General features: G+C 40.7%; 32 protein-coding genes and 2 pseudogenes. 26 read left to right on the top strand and 8 right to left on the bottom strand.

What is annotated here, in order from left to right; all coding sequences use genetic code 11:
• The first annotated feature begins 10 nt into the window (after positions 1–10).
• Positions 11–826 (top strand): NAD(P)H-binding protein, encoded by an 816-nt coding sequence (locus tag AC1PJP_RS07555; protein ID WP_479766752.1) that lies wholly within the window; start codon positions 11–13, stop codon positions 824–826.
• Between the two features lie 79 nt (positions 827–905).
• Positions 906–1,889, top strand: coding sequence for a putative solute-binding protein (locus AC1PJP_RS07550; protein ID WP_479766751.1), 984 nt, complete (start codon positions 906–908; stop codon positions 1,887–1,889).
• A gap of 46 nt (positions 1,890–1,935) precedes the next feature.
• Here the strand turns inward: AC1PJP_RS07550 and plsB are convergent, their stop codons facing one another.
• Entirely contained in the window at positions 1,936–4,509 is a 2,574-nt protein-coding gene (gene plsB / locus AC1PJP_RS07545) for a glycerol-3-phosphate 1-O-acyltransferase PlsB (RefSeq protein ID WP_479766750.1), read from the bottom strand.
• A gap of 277 nt (positions 4,510–4,786) precedes the next feature.
• Between plsB and AC1PJP_RS07540 the strand changes: the two genes are divergently transcribed.
• Positions 4,787–5,659: an acyl-CoA thioesterase gene (locus AC1PJP_RS07540; protein ID WP_003653674.1), complete on the top strand. Its 873-nt coding sequence runs from the start codon at positions 4,787–4,789 to the stop codon at positions 5,657–5,659.
• 108 nt (positions 5,660–5,767) lie between these two features.
• Positions 5,768–7,033 carry a dicarboxylate/amino acid:cation symporter gene (locus tag AC1PJP_RS07535; protein ID WP_005301217.1) on the top strand — a complete coding sequence of 422 codons (1,266 nt, stop codon included), beginning with the start codon at positions 5,768–5,770 and terminating at the stop codon, positions 7,031–7,033.
• A 46-nt stretch (positions 7,034–7,079) separates the two neighbouring features.
• Here the strand turns inward: AC1PJP_RS07535 and AC1PJP_RS07530 are convergent, their stop codons facing one another.
• The 7 genes and pseudogenes from AC1PJP_RS07530 to AC1PJP_RS07500 all read right to left on the bottom strand — a co-directional run bounded on the left by AC1PJP_RS07530 (position 7,080) and on the right by AC1PJP_RS07500 (position 13,245).
• Positions 7,080–8,030 carry a metal-dependent hydrolase gene (locus AC1PJP_RS07530; RefSeq protein ID WP_151988639.1) on the bottom strand — a complete coding sequence of 317 codons (951 nt, stop codon included), beginning with the start codon at positions 8,028–8,030 and terminating at the stop codon, positions 7,080–7,082.
• Positions 8,031–8,153: 123 nt separating this feature from the next.
• On the bottom strand, positions 8,154–8,930 hold the full coding sequence (gene yihA, locus AC1PJP_RS07525; protein ID WP_479766749.1) for a ribosome biogenesis GTP-binding protein YihA/YsxC: 777 nt from the start codon (positions 8,928–8,930) through the stop codon (positions 8,154–8,156).
• A 100-nt stretch (positions 8,931–9,030) separates the two neighbouring features.
• Entirely contained in the window at positions 9,031–9,468 is a 438-nt protein-coding gene (locus tag AC1PJP_RS07520; protein ID WP_479766748.1) for an RrF2 family transcriptional regulator, read from the bottom strand.
• Between the two features lie 85 nt (positions 9,469–9,553).
• On the bottom strand, positions 9,554–10,318 hold the full coding sequence (locus AC1PJP_RS07515) for a globin domain-containing protein (RefSeq protein WP_107882025.1): 765 nt from the start codon (positions 10,316–10,318) through the stop codon (positions 9,554–9,556).
• Positions 10,319–10,320: 2 nt separating this feature from the next.
• Positions 10,321–10,433, bottom strand: a pseudogene (locus AC1PJP_RS07510) (hypothetical protein); the annotation flags it as partial.
• A gap of 30 nt (positions 10,434–10,463) precedes the next feature.
• A complete protein-coding gene (locus tag AC1PJP_RS07505; protein ID WP_479766747.1) occupies positions 10,464–12,011 on the bottom strand; it encodes a helicase HerA-like domain-containing protein in 1,548 nt (515 codons plus the stop codon).
• Positions 12,012–12,054: 43 nt separating this feature from the next.
• Positions 12,055–13,245 carry a PLP-dependent transferase gene (locus tag AC1PJP_RS07500; protein WP_111855008.1) on the bottom strand — a complete coding sequence of 397 codons (1,191 nt, stop codon included), beginning with the start codon at positions 13,243–13,245 and terminating at the stop codon, positions 12,055–12,057.
• A gap of 168 nt (positions 13,246–13,413) precedes the next feature.
• Between AC1PJP_RS07500 and AC1PJP_RS07495 the strand changes: the two genes are divergently transcribed.
• From AC1PJP_RS07495 to rplO, 22 genes and pseudogenes are all read left to right on the top strand, one after another.
• Positions 13,414–14,142, top strand: coding sequence for a type 1 glutamine amidotransferase (locus AC1PJP_RS07495; protein ID WP_004789634.1), 729 nt, complete (start codon positions 13,414–13,416; stop codon positions 14,140–14,142).
• Between the two features lie 252 nt (positions 14,143–14,394).
• Positions 14,395–14,706: a 30S ribosomal protein S10 gene (rpsJ, locus tag AC1PJP_RS07490; RefSeq protein ID WP_000070912.1), complete on the top strand. Its 312-nt coding sequence runs from the start codon at positions 14,395–14,397 to the stop codon at positions 14,704–14,706.
• A gap of 58 nt (positions 14,707–14,764) precedes the next feature.
• Complete coding sequence (gene rplC, locus AC1PJP_RS07485) at positions 14,765–15,403, top strand: 50S ribosomal protein L3 (protein WP_004639526.1); 639 nt, start codon at positions 14,765–14,767, stop codon at positions 15,401–15,403.
• An 11-nt stretch (positions 15,404–15,414) separates the two neighbouring features.
• On the top strand, positions 15,415–16,017 hold the full coding sequence (rplD, locus tag AC1PJP_RS07480) for a 50S ribosomal protein L4 (RefSeq protein ID WP_003653663.1): 603 nt from the start codon (positions 15,415–15,417) through the stop codon (positions 16,015–16,017).
• The gene (gene rplW, locus AC1PJP_RS07475; RefSeq protein ID WP_003653662.1) at positions 16,014–16,334 is read left to right on the top strand and encodes a 50S ribosomal protein L23; all 321 of its coding nucleotides are present in this window, start codon (positions 16,014–16,016) and stop codon (positions 16,332–16,334) included. The genes rplD and rplW overlap by 4 nt, the downstream gene beginning before the upstream one ends.
• A gap of 11 nt (positions 16,335–16,345) precedes the next feature.
• Complete coding sequence (gene rplB / locus AC1PJP_RS07470) at positions 16,346–17,170, top strand: 50S ribosomal protein L2 (RefSeq protein WP_004789629.1); 825 nt, start codon at positions 16,346–16,348, stop codon at positions 17,168–17,170.
• A 13-nt stretch (positions 17,171–17,183) separates the two neighbouring features.
• Positions 17,184–17,459 carry a 30S ribosomal protein S19 gene (rpsS, locus tag AC1PJP_RS07465; RefSeq protein ID WP_001138119.1) on the top strand — a complete coding sequence of 92 codons (276 nt, stop codon included), beginning with the start codon at positions 17,184–17,186 and terminating at the stop codon, positions 17,457–17,459.
• A gap of 11 nt (positions 17,460–17,470) precedes the next feature.
• Positions 17,471–17,800, top strand: a complete 330-nt coding sequence (rplV, locus tag AC1PJP_RS07460; protein WP_004639524.1) for a 50S ribosomal protein L22 — start codon at positions 17,471–17,473, stop codon at positions 17,798–17,800.
• 1 nt (position 17,801) lies between these two features.
• A pseudogene (rpsC, locus tag AC1PJP_RS07455) lies at positions 17,802–18,618 on the top strand (30S ribosomal protein S3).
• The gene (gene rplP, locus AC1PJP_RS07450) at positions 18,558–18,971 is read left to right on the top strand and encodes a 50S ribosomal protein L16 (protein WP_002049688.1); all 414 of its coding nucleotides are present in this window, start codon (positions 18,558–18,560) and stop codon (positions 18,969–18,971) included. The pseudogene rpsC and the gene rplP overlap by 61 nt, the downstream one beginning before the upstream one ends.
• Positions 18,971–19,168 (top strand): 50S ribosomal protein L29, encoded by a 198-nt coding sequence (gene rpmC / locus AC1PJP_RS07445; protein ID WP_000849928.1) that lies wholly within the window; start codon positions 18,971–18,973, stop codon positions 19,166–19,168. Before rplP ends, rpmC begins: the two co-directional genes overlap by 1 nt.
• Positions 19,165–19,422, top strand: coding sequence for a 30S ribosomal protein S17 (gene rpsQ / locus AC1PJP_RS07440; protein ID WP_001291845.1), 258 nt, complete (start codon positions 19,165–19,167; stop codon positions 19,420–19,422). Before rpmC ends, rpsQ begins: the two co-directional genes overlap by 4 nt.
• Before the next feature lie 92 nt (positions 19,423–19,514).
• Entirely contained in the window at positions 19,515–19,883 is a 369-nt protein-coding gene (gene rplN, locus AC1PJP_RS07435; RefSeq protein WP_001982634.1) for a 50S ribosomal protein L14, read from the top strand.
• Positions 19,884–19,892: 9 nt separating this feature from the next.
• Positions 19,893–20,210 (top strand): 50S ribosomal protein L24, encoded by a 318-nt coding sequence (gene rplX / locus AC1PJP_RS07430; protein WP_002116820.1) that lies wholly within the window; start codon positions 19,893–19,895, stop codon positions 20,208–20,210.
• A 15-nt stretch (positions 20,211–20,225) separates the two neighbouring features.
• Positions 20,226–20,762 (top strand): 50S ribosomal protein L5, encoded by a 537-nt coding sequence (gene rplE, locus AC1PJP_RS07425; RefSeq protein ID WP_004789621.1) that lies wholly within the window; start codon positions 20,226–20,228, stop codon positions 20,760–20,762.
• Positions 20,763–20,771: 9 nt separating this feature from the next.
• A complete protein-coding gene (rpsN, locus tag AC1PJP_RS07420) occupies positions 20,772–21,077 on the top strand; it encodes a 30S ribosomal protein S14 (RefSeq protein WP_004789619.1) in 306 nt (101 codons plus the stop codon).
• A gap of 11 nt (positions 21,078–21,088) precedes the next feature.
• A complete protein-coding gene (gene rpsH / locus AC1PJP_RS07415; protein WP_004789617.1) occupies positions 21,089–21,484 on the top strand; it encodes a 30S ribosomal protein S8 in 396 nt (131 codons plus the stop codon).
• Between the two features lie 13 nt (positions 21,485–21,497).
• The gene (gene rplF / locus AC1PJP_RS07410) at positions 21,498–22,031 is read left to right on the top strand and encodes a 50S ribosomal protein L6 (RefSeq protein WP_005301272.1); all 534 of its coding nucleotides are present in this window, start codon (positions 21,498–21,500) and stop codon (positions 22,029–22,031) included.
• Between the two features lie 14 nt (positions 22,032–22,045).
• A complete protein-coding gene (gene rplR / locus AC1PJP_RS07405) occupies positions 22,046–22,396 on the top strand; it encodes a 50S ribosomal protein L18 (protein WP_003653654.1) in 351 nt (116 codons plus the stop codon).
• 2 nt (positions 22,397–22,398) lie between these two features.
• Entirely contained in the window at positions 22,399–22,896 is a 498-nt protein-coding gene (gene rpsE / locus AC1PJP_RS07400) for a 30S ribosomal protein S5 (RefSeq protein WP_003653653.1), read from the top strand.
• Between the two features lie 6 nt (positions 22,897–22,902).
• Positions 22,903–23,079 carry a 50S ribosomal protein L30 gene (gene rpmD, locus AC1PJP_RS07395; protein WP_000849088.1) on the top strand — a complete coding sequence of 59 codons (177 nt, stop codon included), beginning with the start codon at positions 22,903–22,905 and terminating at the stop codon, positions 23,077–23,079.
• A gap of 3 nt (positions 23,080–23,082) precedes the next feature.
• A complete protein-coding gene (gene rplO / locus AC1PJP_RS07390; protein WP_004789613.1) occupies positions 23,083–23,523 on the top strand; it encodes a 50S ribosomal protein L15 in 441 nt (146 codons plus the stop codon).
• The last annotated feature ends 14 nt before the right edge of the window (positions 23,524–23,537 follow it).

Here is a 23,537-nt window from a genome sequence, read left to right as displayed (position 1 = left end):
CGAGTTTTCTATGCATATATTATTTATCGGTTATGGTAAAACATCTCAGCGTGTTGCTAAACAACTATTTGAGAAAGAACATCAAATTACCACAATCAGCCGTAGTGTAAAAACGGATAGTTACGCAACACATCTTGTTCAAGATATCTTTAAACTTGATTTAAGTAAAATTGAACCTGTAGATGTCGTATATATTTTACTTTCTCCAAACGAGAGTACGGTTGAGGGCTACCAACATACTTATGTAGATAGTATTGAACCGATTCGAGATGCATTAAAAATACATCCAGTAAAAAAAATAATCGTAGTGTCGTCTACGCGGGTATACGGCGAAAATGCAGGGGAGATCATTGATGATTTTAGTGAAATTAAGCCAAATGATGCACAAGGCCATATATTGCGTAATATGGAACTCCTTTGGCAAAAACACTATCCAGCACAATTTGTAATTGTTCGCCCAACTGGGATTTACGGAACCTCAGTTGCCCGTTTAAAAAAGATGGCTGAAAATAGTCAAAGTTATCCAAATATACATTATAGCAATCGAATACATATTGATGATTTAGCAAAGTTTTTGGCTTTTATGGCGGACTATGAAAATCATCAAGCCAGCTATATTGTGACTAATAATCAACCATTGCCTTTGCATGAAGTTATCGTATGGTTCCAAAAACAATTGGGTTTACCAGAGTTAACGTTAGAATCAAACCAAATCTCAGGTAAACGAATTTATGCGAAACATTTGCCTGAAACGGGTTTCCAATTAGAGCATCCAATTTGCTTTAATGACTATTTATTATGTTTAAATGTTCATAGCACTAAATAAAATTTTGATTAAACTTTAAATAAGAACAGAAATACCTGATGAGGCAGTCAAATTGCCGATAAAGATAAAAAGTTTGAAAGTGAAAAGAATTTGTTTAGCTCTTATTTTGAGCGTAACAGCTGTTGTGAGTTGGGCCGAGGATCAGGTGTGGTGTGCATATGATCCGATTGGTTCCCAAGGGGATATTACACGTCGTTTAAATGACATTCGGTTATATGCTCAGCAGTATCAAGTCAAATTTAAAGTGGTGACCTATCAAAAAGAACAACAGGCCATACAAGCTTTTGATGAGGGTAAATGTTCAGGTTTAGCGGCATCTAATTTTAATACTTATCGCTATAACCAATTTATGGGAAGCACTGCTGGTATCGGGCTTATTCCTAATAATCGTACCGCTAAAAGCTTATTACAGCTTTTGAATCATCCAACAGTCGAAAAAAGATTAATTTCTAAGGACTATGAAGCGGTAGGAATGATTCCTGTTGGTACGGCCTATATGGTTCTAAAAAATAAAAAAATCTCTAGAGTTGCTCAATTAAGAAATCAACGTATTGGCGTGTTACCAAATAATCCACCACAACAAGCATTGGTACGAAGTGTAGGTGCTCAGCCAGTTTATGTTGATTTATCTAATGCGATTGTGCAATTTAAGCAAGACAAAATCGATATTGTTCCAGCTCCGATATATGGGTTATTACCATATAATTTACAAAAAGAATTTGGACCGGATGTCCAAGTCATTAACTTTCCTTTGGCATATTTTGGCGTTAATTTAATTATTAAGCCACAAGCTTATCCTGCTAATTTTGGTCGAAAAATTCGAGGATGGTTTGTTCAAAATAGTCAATTGCTGACTAACCGTGCAACCCAGTGGGAAAACCATTTACCTGCTTATTATTGGGTAGATGTCTCTTTTTATGAAAAGCAAAGTTATGAGGTGATGGTTGCCAAAATACGTAATCAGTACGTGCTTTCAGGTTATTACGATGCTTATTTTGTTCAACTTATGAAGCGTCTACGTTGTATGGATGACCCACGCTATTTTGAATGTCCAATTCGCTAATAAAATAAAAGGCAACCGAAGTTGCCTTTTATTTTGAGTAAAAATCTTAAGACTTTTTACGCTTTAAACGTCGTTTTGCTTGTTGAGAGGCCATAGCTTCAAGCGCATCTTTTAGCTCTTCGTCGGTAAAGGTGGTGATGTGCTGCAACATTTGTAAGGTTACTTCATCAAGAACCAACTGTGCGCCAGCAGCCATTTGACGGAAATTATCATCAAACTCGATTTGGCCTTGGTCGTTGGTACGAATGTAATTTTGCTGTGTAAGAACTTTTAAGAAGCTTTGGAATAAAGCTTTGTCGAAGAACTCTGGCGAATTAAATTCATATAGAACTGACAAGCGTTGTCCGAGTAAATGACTTAATTCTTCAACCTGTTTAGCAGAAATATTACCCGAACCACGTTGAGTAATGAGCGCAAGCGTCATGTAGTAACGCTCAAGACTTTGCTTAACAGGCGTAGCTAAAACAACAAGCTGATTATGCTCTTCAGTGTTTGGTGCAGAGCTAATTAAATTATCTTCATCATCTTGCTGAATAAGGTTTGATTGAACCAATGCATTTGCATATTGCTCAATTTGTTCTTTAAGTTCGTTACTCTTCCATTTAAGGAATAACTCTGCTTTCAAGAATGGATACAGGGTGTAGATCACATTGGTTAAATCTGAACGGCTGATTTTTCCATTATGTTCAACAAGTGATGCAACCAATGAAGGTAAAACAAAGGCATGCAAAATGTTATTACGGAAATAGGTTAGAAGAACAGCTTGGTTATCTTCAATTGCAATAATATCGCCGAGTGCATGCTGAACTCGTTTAATGAGTTTAAGCTTTAAACCATAAGCAATAATTTCTTTACCAGAAAGCGGCGTTACTTCCATACGTTGGTCATATGGGAAGTTCGATGCCAGATTGCGGTAAGCTTCAAGCTGCTTAATACAAATTTCTTCATCAAGCGTATGCTTTGGAGTTGCAAGCAAAATAATAGAAAGTAAAGAGACAGGGTTAATCACCACAGCTCGGTTAATATTTTCTAAAATTGCATGTGCAGAGCTATTTACTGCATCTGAAACCGCTTGAGGAATTGGGTCGTCATTTTTCTCGATAAAAACATTTTCTGCATTATGCTGTTTAAGCAGATCATCAAGGAAAACAGGTTCACCAAAGTTCACATGGACTTTACCAAAAATACGTTCAATTTTTCGTAAGGTTTTCACAATACCAAAAATTGATTCAGCTTCTTTCGGTTTACCTTGCATTTCCCCTACATAGGTCGAGCCTTCCATGAGGCGTTCATAACCGATGTAGGTTGGCACAAATACAATTGGCTTTGTACGGCCACGTAAATGACTATGAACCGTCATAGCAAGCATGCCAGTCTTAGGTGGTAATAGACGTCCTGTACGCGAACGTCCACCTTCAATAAAGTACTCAAGTGGCGTGTTACGTGACAAAATACTATATAAATATTCTTTAAATACCGTTGTATAAAGCCCATTACCACGGAAAGAACGGCGAATAAAGAATGCACCACCACCACGTAAAAGCTGACCAACGAAAGGCAAGTTTAGGTTATCACCCGCCGCAATATACGGAACCATAAGACCACGTCTATAAATCACATAAGACAATAATAAGTAGTCAATATGGCTGCGGTGGCAAGGTGTGTAAACCACTTCATAATCTTTTGCCAGTTCACGAACGGTACTGAAGTTATGCACATCTACGCCGTCATAAAGCTGGGTCCATAAGCGCGTTAAAGCAAGATCGGCAAAGCGCACTGCTGAATGTGAATAATCCGATACGATTTCATTGACATAACCAATCGCACGACGTTCAGCTTCGAGCATACTCACTTTCCCGCGAATACTTTCACGGCGGATTGCTTCTTGAACATCACGAGATTTGACAACCGACTGCATGACATTACGTCGATCCGATAAATCGGGGCCTAACACCACTTCACGCTGACGATCTAAGTAATCATTTAACGTACTTACAATATAAGTGGCTGGTGAAAGGTTTGGATAATGCTGTTGAGCATATTCAACCAATTCACGTAGCGATTGTGGTTCATGAAACTCTAAGTAAGATTGACGACCATGTAAGCCAATGTTGACCAATTGCTTAACAGTGCTTGGTGTAGCCCATGTATCTGAAAATAAAAGCTTAAACCAAGAGTCTTCTTTATCTGGAGAACGACCCCATAAAACGGTAACTGGAACAAGCTCTATATCAAGTTCAGGATTTTCTTGTAAGACTTCAATCAGTTTTAGTAAGCGTGGTGGAAAAGCATGAGGAGGAGGATTCAGTAAATTATTTTCATCATTGTGCTGTAAAAATAAAACTGATGCTTTTTCCTGATGAGTGCCAACAACTAATGGGTCTAACGCAGGTTTTAAATTTAAACGACGCGTTTCTCCATCAACCACCAAAGCATTGCTTCGAGAGTGGTTTTGTAAGACATAGCACACCACTTTTTGGCGGTCAGTCTTTGCTTCTGCTTCTGTTGTTTCTGATACTGGTTCAGTAGGAACTTCCCCAAGAACATGTGGTGTTACCACGAGGTCAAGTAGTTTACTCGAAAGCCGACGATACATTTGACCAAACCCACTCTTGGACATAAGAACTCCTACTTCTTAAAGACAAATCCCAGCACCAAATGCGGAGGGTAATTATTTTGAGGCATTTATTAAAAAAAACAATATGCTACTTTCTTATAAATTATAATGCTTTTGGCATATTTTATCGTTAAAAATCGTATTTTTAGCTGTTATATGAGCAATGTTCATTAGAAGTTGACTGATTGTTCCATGTTCAAATAGTTTTTTATGGCACAATAGATTCTACACATCTGTCCTTTAATACGATTTTTTTACCTGAAATATGAAGGTATCTCTCATGAATGCGTTAACCCAAGAACTAGTCGAGCTTCTCACTTTAGAAAAGCTAGAAGAAAATATTTACCGTGGCATGAGCCGTAATCTTGTCGGTAAACGTGTCTTTGGTGGACAGGTTTTGGGTCAGGCTTTACGTGCAGCATCTTATACAACTGATCGCCCAGCGCATTCTTTACATGCATATTTTTTGTATGGTGGCGATATTAATGCCCCAATCATCTACGAAGTAGATCGTTTGCGGGATGGAAAAAGCTTTGTAAGTCGTCAAGTTCGTGCGATTCAGCATGGGCGAGTTATATTTTCAGCAATGGTGTCTTTTGCCAATCCAGAAGAAGGCTTAAACTATCAACATCAAGAACCTGAGTACCCAGCACCAGAAACGCTTAAATCTGAAAATGAGCTAAAACAGGGTATTTTAAACTTTGTACCTGAAAATGTTCGTGCTAGTTTCATGCGTGAGCGTCATGTAGAAATTCGCCCAATTGATCCGGTAAACCCGTTTCAGCCGCAACCAGAAGCTCCCTATAATGCGCACTATATTCGTACCCATGATCGTATTCCAAAACAATTAGATGATATTGCTTTGCATCAGGCAATTGTTGCGTTTTATTCTGACTTTACCTTAATGACAACAGCTTTAAGACCGCATGGCTTAAGTTATATTTCTCCAAGTTTGCAATGTGCAAGTATTGATCATGCAATTTATTTCCACCGTCCATTGCGCGCAGATGAGTGGATGCTTTATGACATGGAAGCTACAGTGAGTGCGGCTTCAAGAGGTCTTAATTTTGGTCGTATGTGGCAAAATGGCCAGCTTGTATGCAGTACCGTACAAGAGGGTTTAATTCGTTTGCGGGAAATTGAAACTCAATAGGACTATTGAAGAGCCATCTAACCAGATGGCTTTTTTATTTTTAATGGGAACGATGTGACAAAAAATTGCTCGAATGAAAAGCAACCTCATGTCATATTGTAAATAGGTATGCCAACTGAAAAAAATAATGCTGATATGAACTTAAATACACAAATTCTGATTGCCGCCATTTTAGGTTTAGCCTTTGGTTTCCTACTCACCATGTATCCAGACACAGCTTTTGTAAAACATAGTTTATATGGGCTTGGAATATTAAGTAGTGTTTTTATAGGGCTTCTTAAAATGCTTTTGGTGCCTTTAATTTTCAGTTCGATTGTTGTGGGGGTATCAAACCTACAAGCGGGCGGACAGTTAGGGCCAGTCTGGAAAATCACATTTTTATGCTGTTTAACTACAACGACTTTAGCCCTAATTTTAGGTATTAGTTGTGCTCATTTATTTGAGGTGGGGCGTGGCATAGATATTTCTATTTTTCAGACATCTATGCAAAATTATCAAGCACCAGATAGTTTAAACCCAGCAAGTTTTTTCACAAATTTTATTCAAAATACTTTAATTAACCCATTTAAAGCATTTAGTGATGGTAACGTTTTAGCCGTTGTGGTCTTTGCTTTATTTGTTGGTGTTGCTTTGGTGCAGGGTGGGGAACGTTTTAAAAGTATTCGTGTATTGAGCCACCAGTTCTTTGAAATGATGATGCTGCTCGTTGGCTGGGTCATGAAATTAGCACCTTTGGGTATTTTTGCTTTATTAGCAAAGTTGATGGCAACCGAAGACATTTCAGTATTAAGTCGCTTGGCTGAGTTTGCAGTTGTTGTAACAGGCACAACCATTTTTCATGGTGCTGTTGTTTTACCCCTCTTACTTTGGATTTTTGGTCGCATGAGCCCTTGGACTTTTTTCAAAGGGACACGTACAGCATTAATTACAGCATTTGCAACCAGTTCTAGCTCTGCCACGATGCCGCTTAGCATGAAGTGTGCACAAGAAAACTTAGGCGTGCGTCCTCAAACAGCGGGATTTGTTATCCCACTTGGCACGCAGCTTAATATGGATGGTACTGCTTTATATGAGGCGGCAGCTGCACTGTTTGTGGCAAATTTAGTGGGACTAGATTTAAACCTGACACAGCAAATTATCGTGTGTTTAACAGCAATGATTGCATCACTTGGTGCTCCTGGAATTCCGAGCGCTGGCATGGTGACTATGATTATGGTTTTACAATCGGTAGGTTTACCAGCTGAAGCAATTGCCATTTTACTGCCAATTGACCGCTTACTAGATACGGTGAGAACGGTGGTAAATGTACAGGGCGATATGATGATTAGTGTGGTTGTAGATCGTTATACCAAAGATAAAGATATCAGTGTCTAATATCTCGAAATAAAAAAGCAGGATTTAAAATCCTGCTTTTTTATTTTTAAGCAGCTTGAAGTTCTGCTCTTTTTGCTGCTGGAGATTGCGATAAATAACTAACCGCATCTTCAGTGCTACCTTCTTTTACTGGATCATACCAAGGCATGAGGTAATCAATTTGTTGAGCAATAAGCCAAAATGGATTTGGTAATACTTGGTTATCTTTGCGACTAATCTTAAGCCATTCTATAGCAACCCATACTGGGAAAAATCTTGACTTGGCTGCATCAGCAAAACGAGGGTCTTGTTTCATAATATGTGCAGCACCGTCTACCCATAAACCCAGTACCAGTACAATCACTGCGAGGCTTAAATAGTAGCGTGGAATATATCCACCACCCAAATGGCGGTACAAATCAAAGGCTACGGTACGGTGTTCAATTTCTTCTGAACCATGCCATTTAACCAGATCGACCATTTCAGGGTCAGCGCCTAATTCTTCCCAGCGCTTATTATATAGAGCATATTTGCCTAATACACAGGTCATATGTTCAACAGTGGCAATAACGCCTAAACGGAAAAGGTCCCATTGCTCTTGTAGAGCTTGAGGGACTTCTTTATCGAAAGGCTTATCTGCTAAGGCTTTGGTAAATAGATAATTCATAATGTCCAGATTTCTCTGGATATCAATATTGCGCGCACTTAAATATTCTTTATTGGCAGAAGTATGTGCATTGGCATGCATAGCTTCCTGACGTATAAATGCTTGTACATCCTGCTTGAGTTTTTCATCTGTGATTTGCGGTAAAACCTTGTTATACAAACGGCAAAACCAGAACTCTCCAGCAGGCAAGATGTTATTAATCTCATTAATAAAATAACTTGCGAAAGGCTGATTAGGAATCCAGTCGACAGGGGTATCTTTCCAGTCAAATTTCACTTTACGTGGAAGAATTTTATAATCAATAGAAGAACCTAAAGCCTTGTTCTTCAAAAAAGATAACAATTTCATCATTTAGTCCTGATTTTTAACTCGATGAAGTTATAACGAGTATAAAAAAAGCCCCTACATTTGTGTTTAGCAATAGGGGACAATTGAGTATAAATTTAATGAAAAAATTGTATCTGTTATGACAAATTAGCTTTCAGCATCTTCATCTGTCGCTTCAGGGATTAAATCGACATCAAATTCTGGTTGTTGATCTAGCGTAAAATGCAGACGTCCACCCATGACACTTGCAAGCTCTTCCAAACCTAATTTGTTAAGTGAAGAGAAAAGCTGAATGGAAAAATCAAGCTTCATTTTTTTAAGTTGTTGTTTAACTTCAAGCAATACTTTATTTGCAGGACCACGATTAAGTTTATCTGCTTTCGTTAAGAGAATATGAACAAATAAATGACGCGAATAAGCCCACTCTAGCATCATCATGTCAAAATGCTGTAGAGGATGGCGAATATCCATAAGTAAGACTAAGCCTTGTAAGCTTTTACGGTGAATTAAATAGTTTTCTAATTCCTTTTGCCATACCTTTTTCATATCTTCAGGTACAGCTGCATAACCGTAACCTGGAAGATCGACTAAACGCTGATCAGGATTACCTAGACTAAAGAAGTTAATCATCTGAGTACGACCAGGCTTTTTAGAAGCACGGGCAAGTTGTTTCTGATTGGTTAATGCATTAATAGCACTAGACTTACCAGCATTTGAGCGTCCTGCAAAAGCAATTTCGTAGCCACTATCTTCAACACAAAGTGCCAATTTAGGTGCACTCATTAGAAACTCAGCTTGGCGTAACCAGTTTAGAGATTGCACAGCATAGGCTGTGATCGCCGGATCTGGTGCTTTTTCATAGCTGATCTTTTGCTTGGGTGCGAGTCTGGCTTTGGTGTCTTTCGATTTTTCACTACGACGCATAAAAAATAACTTTTTAAATGAGAGGGCTCGCGCCTAGTATAAAGGAGCTTGGGTATTCTTGCTAATTTTCAATAAATCAACTTATGAAAATCAATAGAAGTTAGATTTCTAAAAAGGCAATAGGGGAGTTAGTAGGAGCAGATTTTGACTGCTGCAAAACTTCTCCGAGTGTGTATTGGTCTAGGCTTTGATAAAAGCTCTCTAGAGCTTGATCTAAAATACCTTTTAAACCACAGTGACTGCGTAATACACAAGGTGGTGTATTGCATTCAACGATTTGATTGTCGCCTTGTAATATTCGAACAATTGAACCTAAATTGGAGTTAAGTGCATCTGGGTTTAAGCGAATTCCACCGCCTTTTCCACGAATGGTAATAATCCATTCTTGTTTGCCCATAAAGTGAACAACTTTAACCAGATGGTTTTGTGAAACATGCAAATCTTTCGCGATTTCTGCAATCGTGTAGGGTGCATCACTTGGGCGTGCAACATACATTAATATTCGTAATGCATAATCGGTAAATTTATTAAGCTGCATGATCACCAAAAATGGAAGAGAAAAAGGATGATCATCTTAGCCTGAAAGTTTAAATAAGAAAACTTTCAGGCAAGAGGTTTTTACATTACAGCGTTAAAGGAGCTGAAACCTGTACTTGATCACCAACTCTATAATGCTCAAGCAAGATGTTCGAAACTGAAAATTCAGTATGGTTTTCTTCAGGCTGAACTTCAAAGTGATATGAGTTATTTTCTTGAGCTTCTGTAAATTTAAAAGCTTTCGGCTGTTCAAGCTGTTGCTCTGGGACTTGTACTTTTACCGAAATAAAAGCATTTGCAGGACTGGTTAGTATGTCCTCATGATCAGTTGCTTTTAAAGTGAAACGTTTGCCAGATTCAAGAGGATCAATTTGTGTAATTTCAAATGGACGCCAGCCAGCCCATCCACCTTTTAAGCTCTCAAGTTGTTCATATTTTTGTTTTTCAACGCCAATCAAGATATCGGCCAATTGTAGATAAGCCTGTTTCCACGCTTCGATAAGTTCTGATTCAAATGGCACGTTAAGTACTTCACTAATTGAATGAAGTAGGTTGTCACCAACAATTGCATATTGATCAGGCTGAATATCCAAGCTCACATGTTTAGTGGTGATACGTTCAACAGCTTTAGCTAGAACAGTAGGGTTCTCAATATTTTCTGCATAAGCAAGAACGGCAGCTGCAAGCGCACGTGGCTGACGTAAGCTAGTTTGGTCATCTAAGTTAAAAACATTTTTTAATTCGGGATTGTTATTCAGCATACGCTTATAAAAGTATGTAGTCAGCGTAACACCGTGTTCACGTAAAACCGGTACAGTAGATTTAACAAGTTCAATTTGTTGTGGAGTCATGGCTAGACCTTATTTATCTGGCTATATAAGATGTATTTAAAATACATCTTTAAAAAATTAATGGCAATAGCTTTTCGAGAAAAACCATAAAAAAATTAGGGGATATAAAATCCCCTTAAATTAACGTTATGTTATTAAATATTTTTTATTTACCAAATAAAGAGCCAAGTAGGCCTCGAACAAGTTTTTGACCTGTACTTCCTCCTAAACTGCGCGCAGCACTTTTTGCAAAAGTTCCAACAATATCTTGGGTGAGTTTTGCTCTTTCACGTGCTGCTCGTTCTTCCTCTTTTAATTGATCACGTGCCAATCTTTCTTGCTCTTTCGCCTGCTGTTTTGCTAGGGTTTCTTGCTCTTTCGCTTGTTGTTTTGCAAGCTCGGCATTTTGTTGCTGCTGTTTGCGTTCAGCCACTTTATTTTGTAGCATTTCATAGGCGCTATCACGATCTACAACCTGCTCATAAACTCCAGCAATAATACTTTGTGAGATTAAAGCTTGACGCTCTTCTGGAGTGATTGGTGTAAATGCAGAGTAAGGAGGCATGACCCAACCACGCTCAACAATTTGTGGAGTACCTTTCTCATCTAGGCAACTAATGAGTGCCTCACCAACACCAAGTTCAGTAATCGCTTCATCAACTTTAAAGTTTGGATTGGCTCGGAAAGTATCTGCTGCGGTTTTTACCGCTTTCTGATCTTTAGGGGTAAATGCGCGTAGGGCATGTTGAACGCGATTACCAAGTTGACCTAGAACACTTTCAGGTAAATCGAGTGGATTTTGGGTAATGAAATAGATACCTACTCCTTTAGAACGAATTAAACGTACAACTTGTTCAATTTTGTCTTGGAGTGCTTGGCTGGCATTGTCAAATAATAAGTGAGCTTCATCAAAGAAAAACACAAGTTTAGGTTTATCCATATCACCGACTTCTGGAAGCTGTTCAAATAATTCTGAAAGCATCCATAAAAGGAAAGTGGCATATAGCTTAGGTGTATTCATGAGCTTGTCAGCCGCAAGAATATTAATGTAGCCATGACCATTTGCATCGGTTTGAATAAAATCTAAAATATTTAAAGCAGGTTCACCAAAAAATTGCTCTCCACCTTGGTCAGCAAGGGCGAGTAAATTGCGTTGAATAGCGCCTAGGCTTGCTGGAGATAAATTGCCATATTCTGCTTTAAACTCGGCTGAATGTTCACTCACAAAAGTGATCATGGCTTTTAAATCTTTAAAATCTACTAATAGTAGACCTTGGTCATCTGCAATACGGAATACAGCAGATAGCACACCCTCTTGAGTATCATTTAAATTGAGCATACGAGCCAATAAAATTGGCCCAATTTCAGAAATGGTAGTGCGAATAGGGTGGCCTTGTTGGCCAAATAAATCCCAAAAAACAACTGGATTAGCTGCGAAAGGAACGCTATCAATCTGCAAAAGCTTTAGTCGTTCATTAAATTTATCTGAAGCTTCTCCGGCTTTTGCGAGACTCGAAACATCACCTTTAGCATCGGCAAGAAATACCGGTACACCAATTCGAGAAAAACTCTCTGCTAGAACTTTTAACGTAACTGTTTTACCTGTACCCGTGGCGCCTGCAATAAGTCCATGGCGGTTAGCAAACTGGGAAAGTAAAACAATTTCTTTGGATGTGTCATTAATATTTTTAGCAATAACAATCGGTGTACCCATATATTTTTATCCTGTGGTTCGAGTCACTATGATCTTGTCGTTTTTACAGTTGTTTCAGTGCATTTTCGATATCTTGTATTAAATCTTGTGGATCTTCTAGTCCTATACAGAAGCGAACCAATAATCCTTGTTGTAAATGTGTATTCTCAAGTTTTCTCATCATTTTTAAATCATAAAGCATAATCAGACTAACGGGTCCTCCCCAGCTAAAACCAAGCTTAAATAACGCTAAGGCATCGCAGAAGCGACGTACTGCTGTAATGTCATATTCAGGTTTGAAAATAACACTGACTAGACCAGCACTTTGACTATCTATGCAGATTTCTTGCCAATATTGATGGCCTGGGGCGGCCTCATCACTTGGATGTAGAACTTGTGCAAATTGAGATTGGTTTTTTAGCCATTTAAGTAAAGTTTGAGCATTGGCTGATTGTTGTTCATAACGTAAAGACATATGAGCAAGACTACGTTGGACTTGAGCTGCATCGTCTCCTGAAACTGCAATACCTAAAATGGCATGCGTACGGAATAGGCGGTGATGAAGTTTCTCATCACGAGTTACAATGCTACCCATTAAGATGTCACCGCCGCCACTCGGATATTTGGTGAGTGCATGCACGGTTAAATCGACTGATAGATGTTCATCAGAAAAATTAAAAGCATTAAACGCAAGCCCGGCTCCCCAAGTGTTATCTAGCGCCGTTAATACACCGTATTTTTTGGCTTTTTTGACTAGATTCTTAAGATCAGGAAATTCTAAAGTAACTGAGCCTGCTGCCTCTAACCACAACAGTTTACTTCTTTCAGTTGGTTGGAAGCTTGAGGCGTCAATAGGGTTGTACACTTTGACAATAACGCCATATTGATTTTGCAGATGATTTAAATGCTCAAGGTTTGGTCCATAAATGTTGTCTGGTACCCATACTTCATCATTAGTGCTTAAAAATGCTGAGTTCACAACATTAATTGCTGATAAGCCACTTGGTGCAAGCAAACAATGCAATCCACCTTCAATTTGCGCAATATTGTCGCCTAAGGTGAAGGTAGTGGGGGTGCCATGTGTCCCATAGCTATAGTCATAGTCATCCGTCCAATGACGATCAAAAAGGTGCGAAGTTGATTTAAAAATAATAGTAGATGCACGAAATAAGGGTGGTTGCACTGTTTCAATAAATTGTGGAGCCTTTCTTTGTGCATGAATGAGGCGAGTCTGGAAGTCGTTATGCTTTTTCATAGTGCTTTGCATTTTAAATAATAAAGTTAGATTAAGAGAAATTTAGATTCTTCGCTAGATTTACGAAGTTTTATAAGACGTTTCGTTACAGTAGGCTCATAAAATAAAAACTTGGCTTTATTTTTGCAAAGACCACTACAACATTCTAACAACAATAGGTTTAAGCGCATGAAGTCGCATTTACGTGTTCACTATTTTCAACATATCGCGGGTGAGGGATTTGGAAGTTGTTATTCATTTTTAAAAGCCCACCACGCGACAATTAGCTCTACAGAGTTTTTTGCACTTCCGGTTGATCGGTCACTTGAAATAGAAGCTTTACCTCGAATTGATGAGGTTGATTTACTATTGGTCATGGGTGGCACCATGAGTGTAAATGATGAGGCAAACTTCCCATGGCTAAAAATAGAAAAAAGATGGTTGCGCCGTTATTTGGCAGCGGGAAAGCCAGCTATTGGTCTTTGTTTAGGGGGGCAGTTAATTGCTAATGCGTTAGGTGCTGCGGTAAGCCGTAATCGCTATCAGGAACTTGGATGGTCAACAGTTCAGAGAGTTGCGAATCTACCTCAAGAAAGCTTCCCATTACCAGAGAAGATAAAGGTGATGCAGTGGCATAGCGAGACATTTGAAATACCTAAAGGTGCTATACATTTGGCTGAAAATCAGGCCTGTCGCAATCAGATGTATCAGATTGGAAAAAATGTACTGGGTTTTCAGTTCCATCCAGAGATGACACCAGCAGCTCTAGCGCTTTTACTTGAAGATGAAGAAGAGCTTTCTATTTTTGATGGAGAATATGTTCAATCTACGCGTGAACTATATTCTTCCGAAGCACAAAAATTTGAACAAGGTAATCAACTTCTAAATAAAGCGATTGAATTTGTAATAAGTGCTTAGTTTAGTTCCCTATACTCGATTAAAGCAGGTTTTGTGGAGAAAATAGAAAAAGAGAATTGCATAAGACTTAAACAATCGTTATAATGAGCGACCCTCAATAGGAGGGGCATTTACTGCGAAGAAAGTGGTAAATGTGCATTACAGTCGTGGCATCGATCATGACCTTAGTGATTTTCACTGCCTTTGACACTTACCAATGGGTGAGATGCGTCAAAGGTGATTCTTTATATGTTTGGCTTGGAGTTTACTGGTATGTCTAACCAGAGAATTCGTATCCGTTTGAAGTCTTTTGATCATCGTCTGATTGATCAATCTGCTCAAGAGATCGTAGAAACCGCTAAGCGTACTGGCGCACAAGTTTGTGGTCCAATTCCGATGCCTACTCGCATCGAACGCTTCAACGTTCTTACTTCACCGCACGTTAACAAAGATGCGCGTGACCAGTACGAAATCCGCACCTACAAACGTTTGATCGACATCGTTCAACCTACAGATAAAACTGTTGATGCATTGATGAAATTAGATCTTGCGGCTGGTGTTGATGTTCAGATCGCTTTGGGTTAAGGCTTTCGGTTGATTAACTTTTAAGTTAATTAGGCCGCTTTTTTAGAGGTTTATGCACATGGCTATTGGTTTAGTCGGTCGCAAATGTGGTATGACTCGCATCTTTACAGATGCAGGTGTTTCTGTACCTGTTACAGTCATCGAAGTCGATCCAAACCGCATTACGCAAATCAAAACACTTGAAACTGATGGTTATCAAGCTGTTCAAGTAACTACTGGTGAACGTCGCGAATCTCGCGTAACTAACGCTCAGAAAGGTCACTTCGCGAAAGCTGGTGTTGCTGCTGGTCGTTTAGTTAAAGAGTTCCGTGTTACTGAAGCTGAGCTTGAAGGTCGTGAAGTTGGCGGTACTATTGGTGTTGATTTGTTCACAGTTGGTCAAGTAGTTGACGTAACTGGTCAATCAAAAGGTAAAGGTTTCCAAGGTGGTGTTAAACGTTGGAACTTCCGTACCCAAGACGCTACTCACGGTAACTCAGTTTCTCACCGTGTATTAGGTTCTACAGGTCAAAACCAAACTCCTGGTCGCGTGTTCAAAGGCAAAAAAATGGCTGGTCACTTAGGTGATGAACGCGTAACAGTACAAGGTCTTGAAATCGTATCTATTGACGCTGAACGTTCTGTTTTAGTTGTTAAAGGTGCAATTCCTGGTTCAACTGGCGGTGACGTGATTGTACGTCCTACCATCAAGGCCTGAGGGGAAATACCGTGAATTTGAAAACTGTTTCCGGCTCTGCTGTTGAATTGTCTGAAGTTGCTTTCGGACGTGAATTTAACGAAGCTCTTGTACACCAAGTTGTTACTGCTTACTTAGCAGGTGGTCGTCAAGGTACTCGTGCTCAGAAGTCACGTGCAGACGTTTCTGGCGGTGGTAAAAAACCATTCCGTCAAAAAGGTACTGGTCGTGCTCGTGCGGGTTCTACTCGTAGCCCAATCTGGGTTGGTGGTGGTAAAACTTTTGCTGCTCGTCCACAAGATTGGTCTCAAAAAGTAAACCGTAAAATGTATCGCGGTGCAATGCAATGTATCTTAGCTGAACTTGTTCGCCAAGATCGTCTTGTACTAGTTGAAGAGTTTGCTATTGCAGCTCCAAAAACTAAAGAATTGCTTGCAAAGCTTGGCGATTTAAATGCCGCTCGTGCATTGATCGTTACTGAAGCTGTAGATGAGAACTTATATCTTGCAGCACGCAACCTTCCGCATGTAGATGTGGTGGATGCTACTGCAATCGATCCTGTAAGCTTGATCGCGTTTGATAAAGTTGTGATGTCTGTAGCTGCTGCTAAGAAAATTGAGGTAGAACTCGGATGAACAACGAACGTATCTATCAAGTCCTTAAAGGACCAGTCTTCTCAGAAAAGGCACAAGTTTTAGGTGATACTGTTGGCGTTCAAGTATTTAAAGTAGATATTAATGCTACTAAACTTGAAGTTAAAAAAGCAGTTGAAAAACTTTTTGGTGTAGAAGTTGTTAAAGTTAACACTACTATTACTAAAGGTAAAACTAAGCGCTTTGGTAAAACATTAGGACGTCGTTCTGATGTTAAAAAAGCATACGTCACCCTGAAAGCTGGCCAAGATGTTGAAATGGCTGACTTGGGCGATACCGCTGAAAGCGCAGCGGAATAAGGACGAAAATTATGCCGATTCAAAAATGTAAGCCAACGTCTCCAGGACGTCGCTTTGTAGAGAAAGTGGTTCATGACCACCTTCACAAAGGCGCGCCTTACTCACCGTTGGTTGAAGCAAAAAAACGTACTGGTGGTCGTAATAATAACGGTCACATTACAACTCGTCACGTTGGTGGTGGTCATAAGCAACACTATCGTATCGTTGACTTTAAGCGTAATAAAGACAGCATCCCAGCTGTTGTAGAGCGCATTGAATACGATCCTAACCGTACAGCACATATTGCTTTGTTGAAATATGCTGATGGTGAGCGTCGTTATATCATTGCTCCTAAAGGCTTACGTGCTGGCGATAAAGTACAATCTGGTAACGATGCTCCAATTCGTCCAGGTAACTGCTTGCCACTTCGTAACATGCCTATCGGTTCTACCCTTCATAACGTTGAACTTAAAATTGGTAAGGGTGCGCAATTAGCGCGTTCTGCTGGTGCTTCTGTTCAGTTGTTGGGTCGTGATGGTTCTTACGCGATTGTTCGTCTTCGTTCAGGCGAAATGCGTAAAATTCATGTTGAATGCCGCGCTGTAATTGGTGAAGTTTCTAACCAAGAAAACAACCTTCGTTCATTGGGTAAAGCTGGTGCTGCGCGCTGGCGTGGTGTTCGTCCTACCGTACGTGGTATGGCGATGAACCCAGTTGATCACCCGCACGGTGGTGGTGAAGGGCGTAACAAAGGTATTCAACCTGTAAGCCCATGGGGTCAAAAAGCTAAAGGGTACAAGACACGTACCAATAAGCGTACGACTAAGATGATTATTCGCGACCGTCGCGTCAAGTAAAGGAATCTGACTAATGCCTCGTTCTCTGAAAAAAGGCCCATTCGTCGATGCGCACTTGTTCGCTAAGGTTGAAGCGGCTGTTGCTAGTAACTCTCGCAAGCCGATTAAAACTTGGTCTCGTCGTTCGATGATCCTTCCAGATTTTGTTGGTTTAACAATTTCTGTTCATAATGGTCGTAATCACGTTCCAGTAATTGTTACTGAGCATATGGTTGGTCATAAACTCGGTGAATTCGCGCCAACTCGTACCTATCGTGGTCACGGTGTTGACAAGAAGTCTAAACGTTAATAGGTGTCATGATGGAAGTAACTGCTAAATTACGCGGTGCCGCTATCTCGGCACAAAAGGCACGTTTGGTTGCAGATCTTATTCGCGGCAAATCTGTTGCGCATGCTTTAAATATCTTAAACTTCAGCAACAAAAAAGCTGCTGTTTTAGTAAAAAAAGCATTGGAATCTGCGATTGCAAACGCTGAACACAATAACAGTTTAGATGTTGACGATCTTAAAGTTTCTACGATTTACGTTGATGAAGGTGTTAGCCTTAAACGTATTATGCCACGTGCTAAAGGCCGTGCAGATCGTATTACGAAGCGTACTTGTCACATCACCGTTAAGGTAGGGGTTTGATATGGGTCAGAAGGTTCATCCAATCGGTATCCGCCTAGGTGTTGTGAAACGTCATAACGCTAACTGGTATGCGAGTCCGAAACAATACGCTGAATACTTGCTTAAAGATCTTCAAGTTCGTGAGTTTTTAACTAAAAAACTTAAGAATGCGATGATCAGCAATATTCTTATCGAGCGTCCATCAGGCGCTGCTAAAGTAACAATTAGCACAGCTCGTCCTGGTATCGTAATCGGTAAAAAAGGCGAAGATATTGAGAAATTACAGCGCGAACTTACCAGCATTATGGGTGTTCCTGCGCAAGTAAGTATCAATGAAATTGATCGCCCAGACTTAGATGCGCGTTTAGTTGCTGAAGCAATCGCTTCTCAATTAGAAAAGCGTGTAATGTTCCGTCGTGCTATGAAGCGTGCGGTTCAAAACACTATGCGTGCTGGTGCTAAAGGTATCAAAGTTGAAGTGTCTGGCCGTTTAGGTGGTGCAGAGATTGCTCGTACTGAATGGTATCGTGAAGGTCGTGTACCTTTGCATACATTACGTGCAGACATTGATTATGCAACTATGCGTGCAGAAACAACTTACGGTACGATTGGTGTTAAAGTTTGGATTTTCCGTGGCGAGATTTTAGGTGGCATGAAACAAGTCATGAACCCTGCTCCTGCTGAAGATCGTCCAGCTAAACGTGGTCGTGGTCGTGGTGAAGGTCAAGAGCGTCGTGGTCGTCGCGGTGACCGTGCTGCTGACAAGGGAGAATAATCCATGTTGCAACCTAAACGTACCAAATTCCGTAAGGTGCACAAAGGCCGTAATACTGGTCTAGCGCATCGTGGTAGTACAGTATCATTTGGTTCGATTGCAATCAAAGCAACTGAACGTGGTCGTATGACTGCGCGTCAGATTGAAGCTGCACGTCGTACTATTAGCCGCCGTATTAAGCGTGGTGGTAAAATCTTTATTCGCGTATTCCCAGATAAACCAATTACTCAAAAGCCTCTTGAAGTGCGTATGGGTAAAGGTAAGGGTAGCGTGGAATACTGGGTTTGCCAGATCCAACCAGGTAAGATCCTGTACGAAATTGAAGGTGTGAACGAAGAATTAGCGCGTGAAGCATTTGCTTTAGCTGCTGCTAAACTTCCGTTTAAAACCACTATCGTGACTCGGACGGTAATGTAATGAAAACTAAAGATTTACGTGAAAAGTCGGTAGAAGAGTTGAAAGCTTTGCTTGATGAGCAACAGCTTAACCAATTCCGTCTTCGTATGGCGAAAGCAACTGGTCAGTTGGGTAAATCGCACGAAGTGCAAGTTGCTCGTAAGACAATTGCTCGTATTAAGACACTCCTTACCGAAAAACAGGGGAACGGACAATGAGTGAAAAAACAGTCCGCACGTTAACCGGCAAAGTCGTAAGTGACAAAATGGATAAATCTATTGTTGTTCTTATTGAACGCCGCGTTCAACACCCGTTGTATGGCAAGTCAATTCGCCGTTCAACTAAGTTACACGCTCATGATGAGAACAATGTCGCTAAAATTGGTGATGTTGTGACAATCAAAGAAAGCCGCCCAATTTCTAAAACTAAAGCTTGGACTTTAGTGGAAGTAGTTGAAGCAGCTGCTGAGTAATTCGACGTTCTTGTTGCATCATCGGTCAATTTCGAGTACTCTTTGAGCCTTTCGAAATTGTGACCGGTGATGCTCGGTTTTGGAGTAGGGCAATGATTCAAACCGAAACTATGCTCGACGTAGCAGACAACAGTGGTGCTCGCCGCGTACAATGTATTAAAGTACTTGGTGGTTCACATCGTCGTTATGCTTCTGTTGGCGACATTATTAAAGTTACTGTAAAAGAAGCAATCCCACGCGCACGTGTTAAAAAAGGTGACGTGATGAATGCGGTTGTAGTTCGTACTAAATTCGGCATTCGTCGTCCAGATGGTTCTGTGATCCGTTTTGATGATAATGCTGCAGTTATTCTGAACAACAACAAAGCTCCGATTGCTACTCGTATCTTCGGACCAGTGACTCGTGAACTTCGTACTGAACAGTTCATGAAAATCATTTCATTGGCTCCTGAAGTTCTATAAGAGGCAATCATGGCTAAGATTAAAAAAGGCGATCAAGTTATCGTGATCGCAGGTAAAGAAAAAGGCAAACAGGGTACTGTATTGTCTGTTTCTGAAGACCGCGTTAAGGTTGAAGGCCTTAACTTAGTGAAGAAGCATCAAAAGCCGAATCGTGTAACTGGCGCTGAAGGCGGTATCGTTACTCAAGAAGCTTCGCTTCATATTTCAAACGTGGCAATTTTAAATGCTACAACCCAGAAGGCTGACCGTGTTGGTTACCAAGTGATTGATGGCGTGAAAACTCGCGTTTATAAATCAAATGGTGAATCAGTGGCGGTAGCGAAGTAATAGGTTGAAAAGGCAATGGCCAGACTTAAAGCACGTTACAATGATGAACTTAAAGCAAAGTTAAAAGAAGAACTTAGCATTAAGAACGTGATGGAAATTCCACGCATCACAAAAATTACCCTAAACATGGGTGTAGGCGCAGCTGCAACTGATAAGAAATTATTAGATGGCGCTGTAGTCGACATGCAATTAATTGCTGGTCAAAAACCAGTAATTACACTTGCTCGCAAATCTATCGCTGGTTTTAAAATCCGTGACGGTTGGCCGATTGGTTGTAAAGTTACTTTACGTGGCGACCAAATGTACGAATTCTTGGACCGTTTGATCTCAATCGCAATCCCTCGTATCCGTGACTTCCGTGGTTTCTCTTCGAAATCATTTGATGGTCGTGGTAACTACTCAATGGGTTTGAAAGAGCAAATCGTTTTCCCTGAAATCGATTTCGATAAGATTGATCGTATTCGTGGTATGGATATTACTATTACTACGACTGCTCGCACCGATGACGAAGGCCGTGCGCTTATGCGTGCATTCGGCTTCCCGTTCAAATAAGAGGTCGATATGGCTAAGAAAGGTATGGTTAATCGCGAATTGAAACGCGAAAAAACAGTTGCTAAATACGCTGCAAAACGTGCTGAATTAAAAGCTACGATTGCAAACGTAAATGCAAGTGAAGAAGAACGTTTCGAAGCGATGTTAAAGTTACAAGCGTTGCCACGTAATGCATCTCCGGTACGTCTTCGTAACCGTTGTGGTTTAACTGGTCGTCCTCATGGTTACTTCCGTAAGTTCGGTTTAAGCCGTAACAAATTACGTGACACAGTAATGCAGGGTGATGTACCAGGCGTTGTTAAGGCAAGCTGGTAAGGAGCGACTAAATGAGTATGCAAGATACCGTTGCCGACATGCTAACACGTGTTCGTAACGCACAAATGGCTAAGAAACAAACTGTTTCTATGCCTTCTTCTAAGTTGAAAGTTGCAATTGCAAACGTACTTCAACAAGAAGGTTATGTTTCAAACGTAGAAGTTGCTCAAGAAGAGACAAAATCTACTTTGACAATTACTTTAAAATATTTCGAAGGCAAACCAGTTATCGAAATGGTTAAGCGCGTAAGCCGTCCAGGTCTTCGCCAATACCGTGGTAAAGATAAACTTCCAAGCGTTAAGCAAGGTTTAGGTATTGCAATTGTTTCTACAAGCAAAGGCATCATGACTGATCGCGCTGCACGTGCTGCGGGCGTTGGTGGTGAAGTTATTGCTTTTGTTTCTTAATAGGTGATTCCTCATGTCTCGTGTGGCTAAAGCCCCAGTAACTGTACCGAATGGTGTAACAGTTACTCAGAACGGCCGGCAGGTCGAAGTGAAAGGCAGCAAAGGTACGTTGTCTTTCAACCTGCATGCGCTGGTCGAGCTAAAACAGGAAGAAGGTAAACTTCAACTTGCTCCAGTTAAAGAATCGAAAGATGCTTGGATGCAAGCTGGTACTGCTCGCGCTGTATTGAATAACCTTGTAAAAGGGGTTAGTGAAGGCTTCGAACGTAAGTTGCAGCTAGTTGGTGTTGGTTATAAAGCTGCGGTTAAGGGTACTGTTGTAAACCTTAACCTTGGTTACTCACACCCAATTGACTACGCTTTACCTGAAAGTGTAACAGCGGAAACTCCAACTGCAACTGAAATCATTTTGAAATCAGCAAACAAGCAGTTGTTAGGTCAAGTAGCGGCAGAAATCCGTGCGTATCGTGCTCCTGAACCATATAAAGGTAAAGGTGTTCGCTATTCGGATGAAGTCATTCTTCGTAAAGAAGCTAAGAAGAAATAAGGCGCGAGGTTCTTATGAACGAAAAGAAACAAACCCGTTTGCGTCGTGCGAAAAGCACACGCTTGCACATCCGTGCATTGGGTGCGACTCGTTTGTGTGTAAACCGCACTCCGCGTCACATCTATGCTCAAGTTATTTCAGCAGATGGTGGCAAAGTTTTAGCGCAAGCTTCAACTTTGGATGCATCTTTACGTAGCGGTACTACAGGTAATGTAGACGCGGCTACTAAAGTAGGTGCTTTAATCGCAGAACGCGCGAAAGCAGCTGGTGTAACTAAAGTTGCATTTGACCGTTCTGGTTTTAAATATCATGGTCGTATCAAAGCCTTGGCTGATGCTGCTCGTGAAAACGGCTTGGAGTTCTAATCATGGCTAAAGTTGAACAAAACGAAGGTCTTGTTGAAAAGCTGGTTGCCGTTGATCGTGTAGCCAAAGTTGTTAAGGGCGGTCGTATCTTCTCTTTCACAGCATTAACTGTTGTGGGTGATGGTAATGGTCGTGTTGGTTTTGGTCGTGGTAAAGCACGTGAAGTTCCAGCTGCTATTTCTAAAGCACTTGAAGCTGCACGTCGCAACATGATTACTGTAGACCTTGCAGGTACTACTTTACAACACCCTGTGAATGCTCGTCATGGCGCAAGCCGTGTATACATGCAACCTGCTTCTGAAGGTACTGGCGTAATCGCTGGTGGCGCAATGCGTGCCGTTCTAGAAGCTGCGGGCGTGCATAACGTACTTGCTAAATGTTATGGTTCTACTAATGCTGCAAACGTAGTAAACGCAACTTTCAAAGGTTTGCGTGATATGACTTCTCCTGAGAAAGTCGCTGCGAAACGTGGTAAATCAGTAGCAGAAATTCAAGGGTAATCAATCATGAAAACGATTAAAGTTACCCAGACTAAATCTTCTTCACATCGCTTGAAAAATCACAAGCTTTGCTTACAAGGTTTAGGTCTGCGTCGTATTGGTCATACTGTAGAAGTGCAAGATACGCCTTCTAACCGCGGTATGATCAACAAAGTCTACTATATGGTTAGTGTAGAGGAATAAGCCATGACTCTGCGTTTAAATGAGCTTGCGCCTGCGGAAGGTGCAAAACGTGAAAACCGTCGTTTAGGCCGTGGTATCGGTTCTGGCGTTGGTAAGACTGGTGGCCGTGGTGTCAAAGGTCAAAAATCACGTAAAAGTGGTGGCGTTCGTCCAGGCTTTGAAGGCGGTCAAACAGCGATTTATCGTCGTTTACCTAAATTCGGTTTCACTAGCCAAATCGCTTTAAAAACTGCTGAAGTACGTTTATCTGAGTTAAGCAAAGTTGAAGGCGACATCGTTAGCCTAGAAACTTTGAAAGCTGCGAATGTTGTTCGTCGTGACCAAGTTCGTGCTCGTATCGTACTTTCTGGTGAAATCACTCGTGCATTCACTGTTCAAGGTGTTGCATTGACTAAAGGCGCTAAAGCTGCAATTGAAGCAGCTGGCGGCAAAGTCGAGGAGTAATCTCGAGTGTCTAT

This window comes from Acinetobacter sp. V116_7 (genome assembly GCF_056735735.1).
This window is presented reverse-complemented; position numbering and strand designations above follow the sequence as displayed.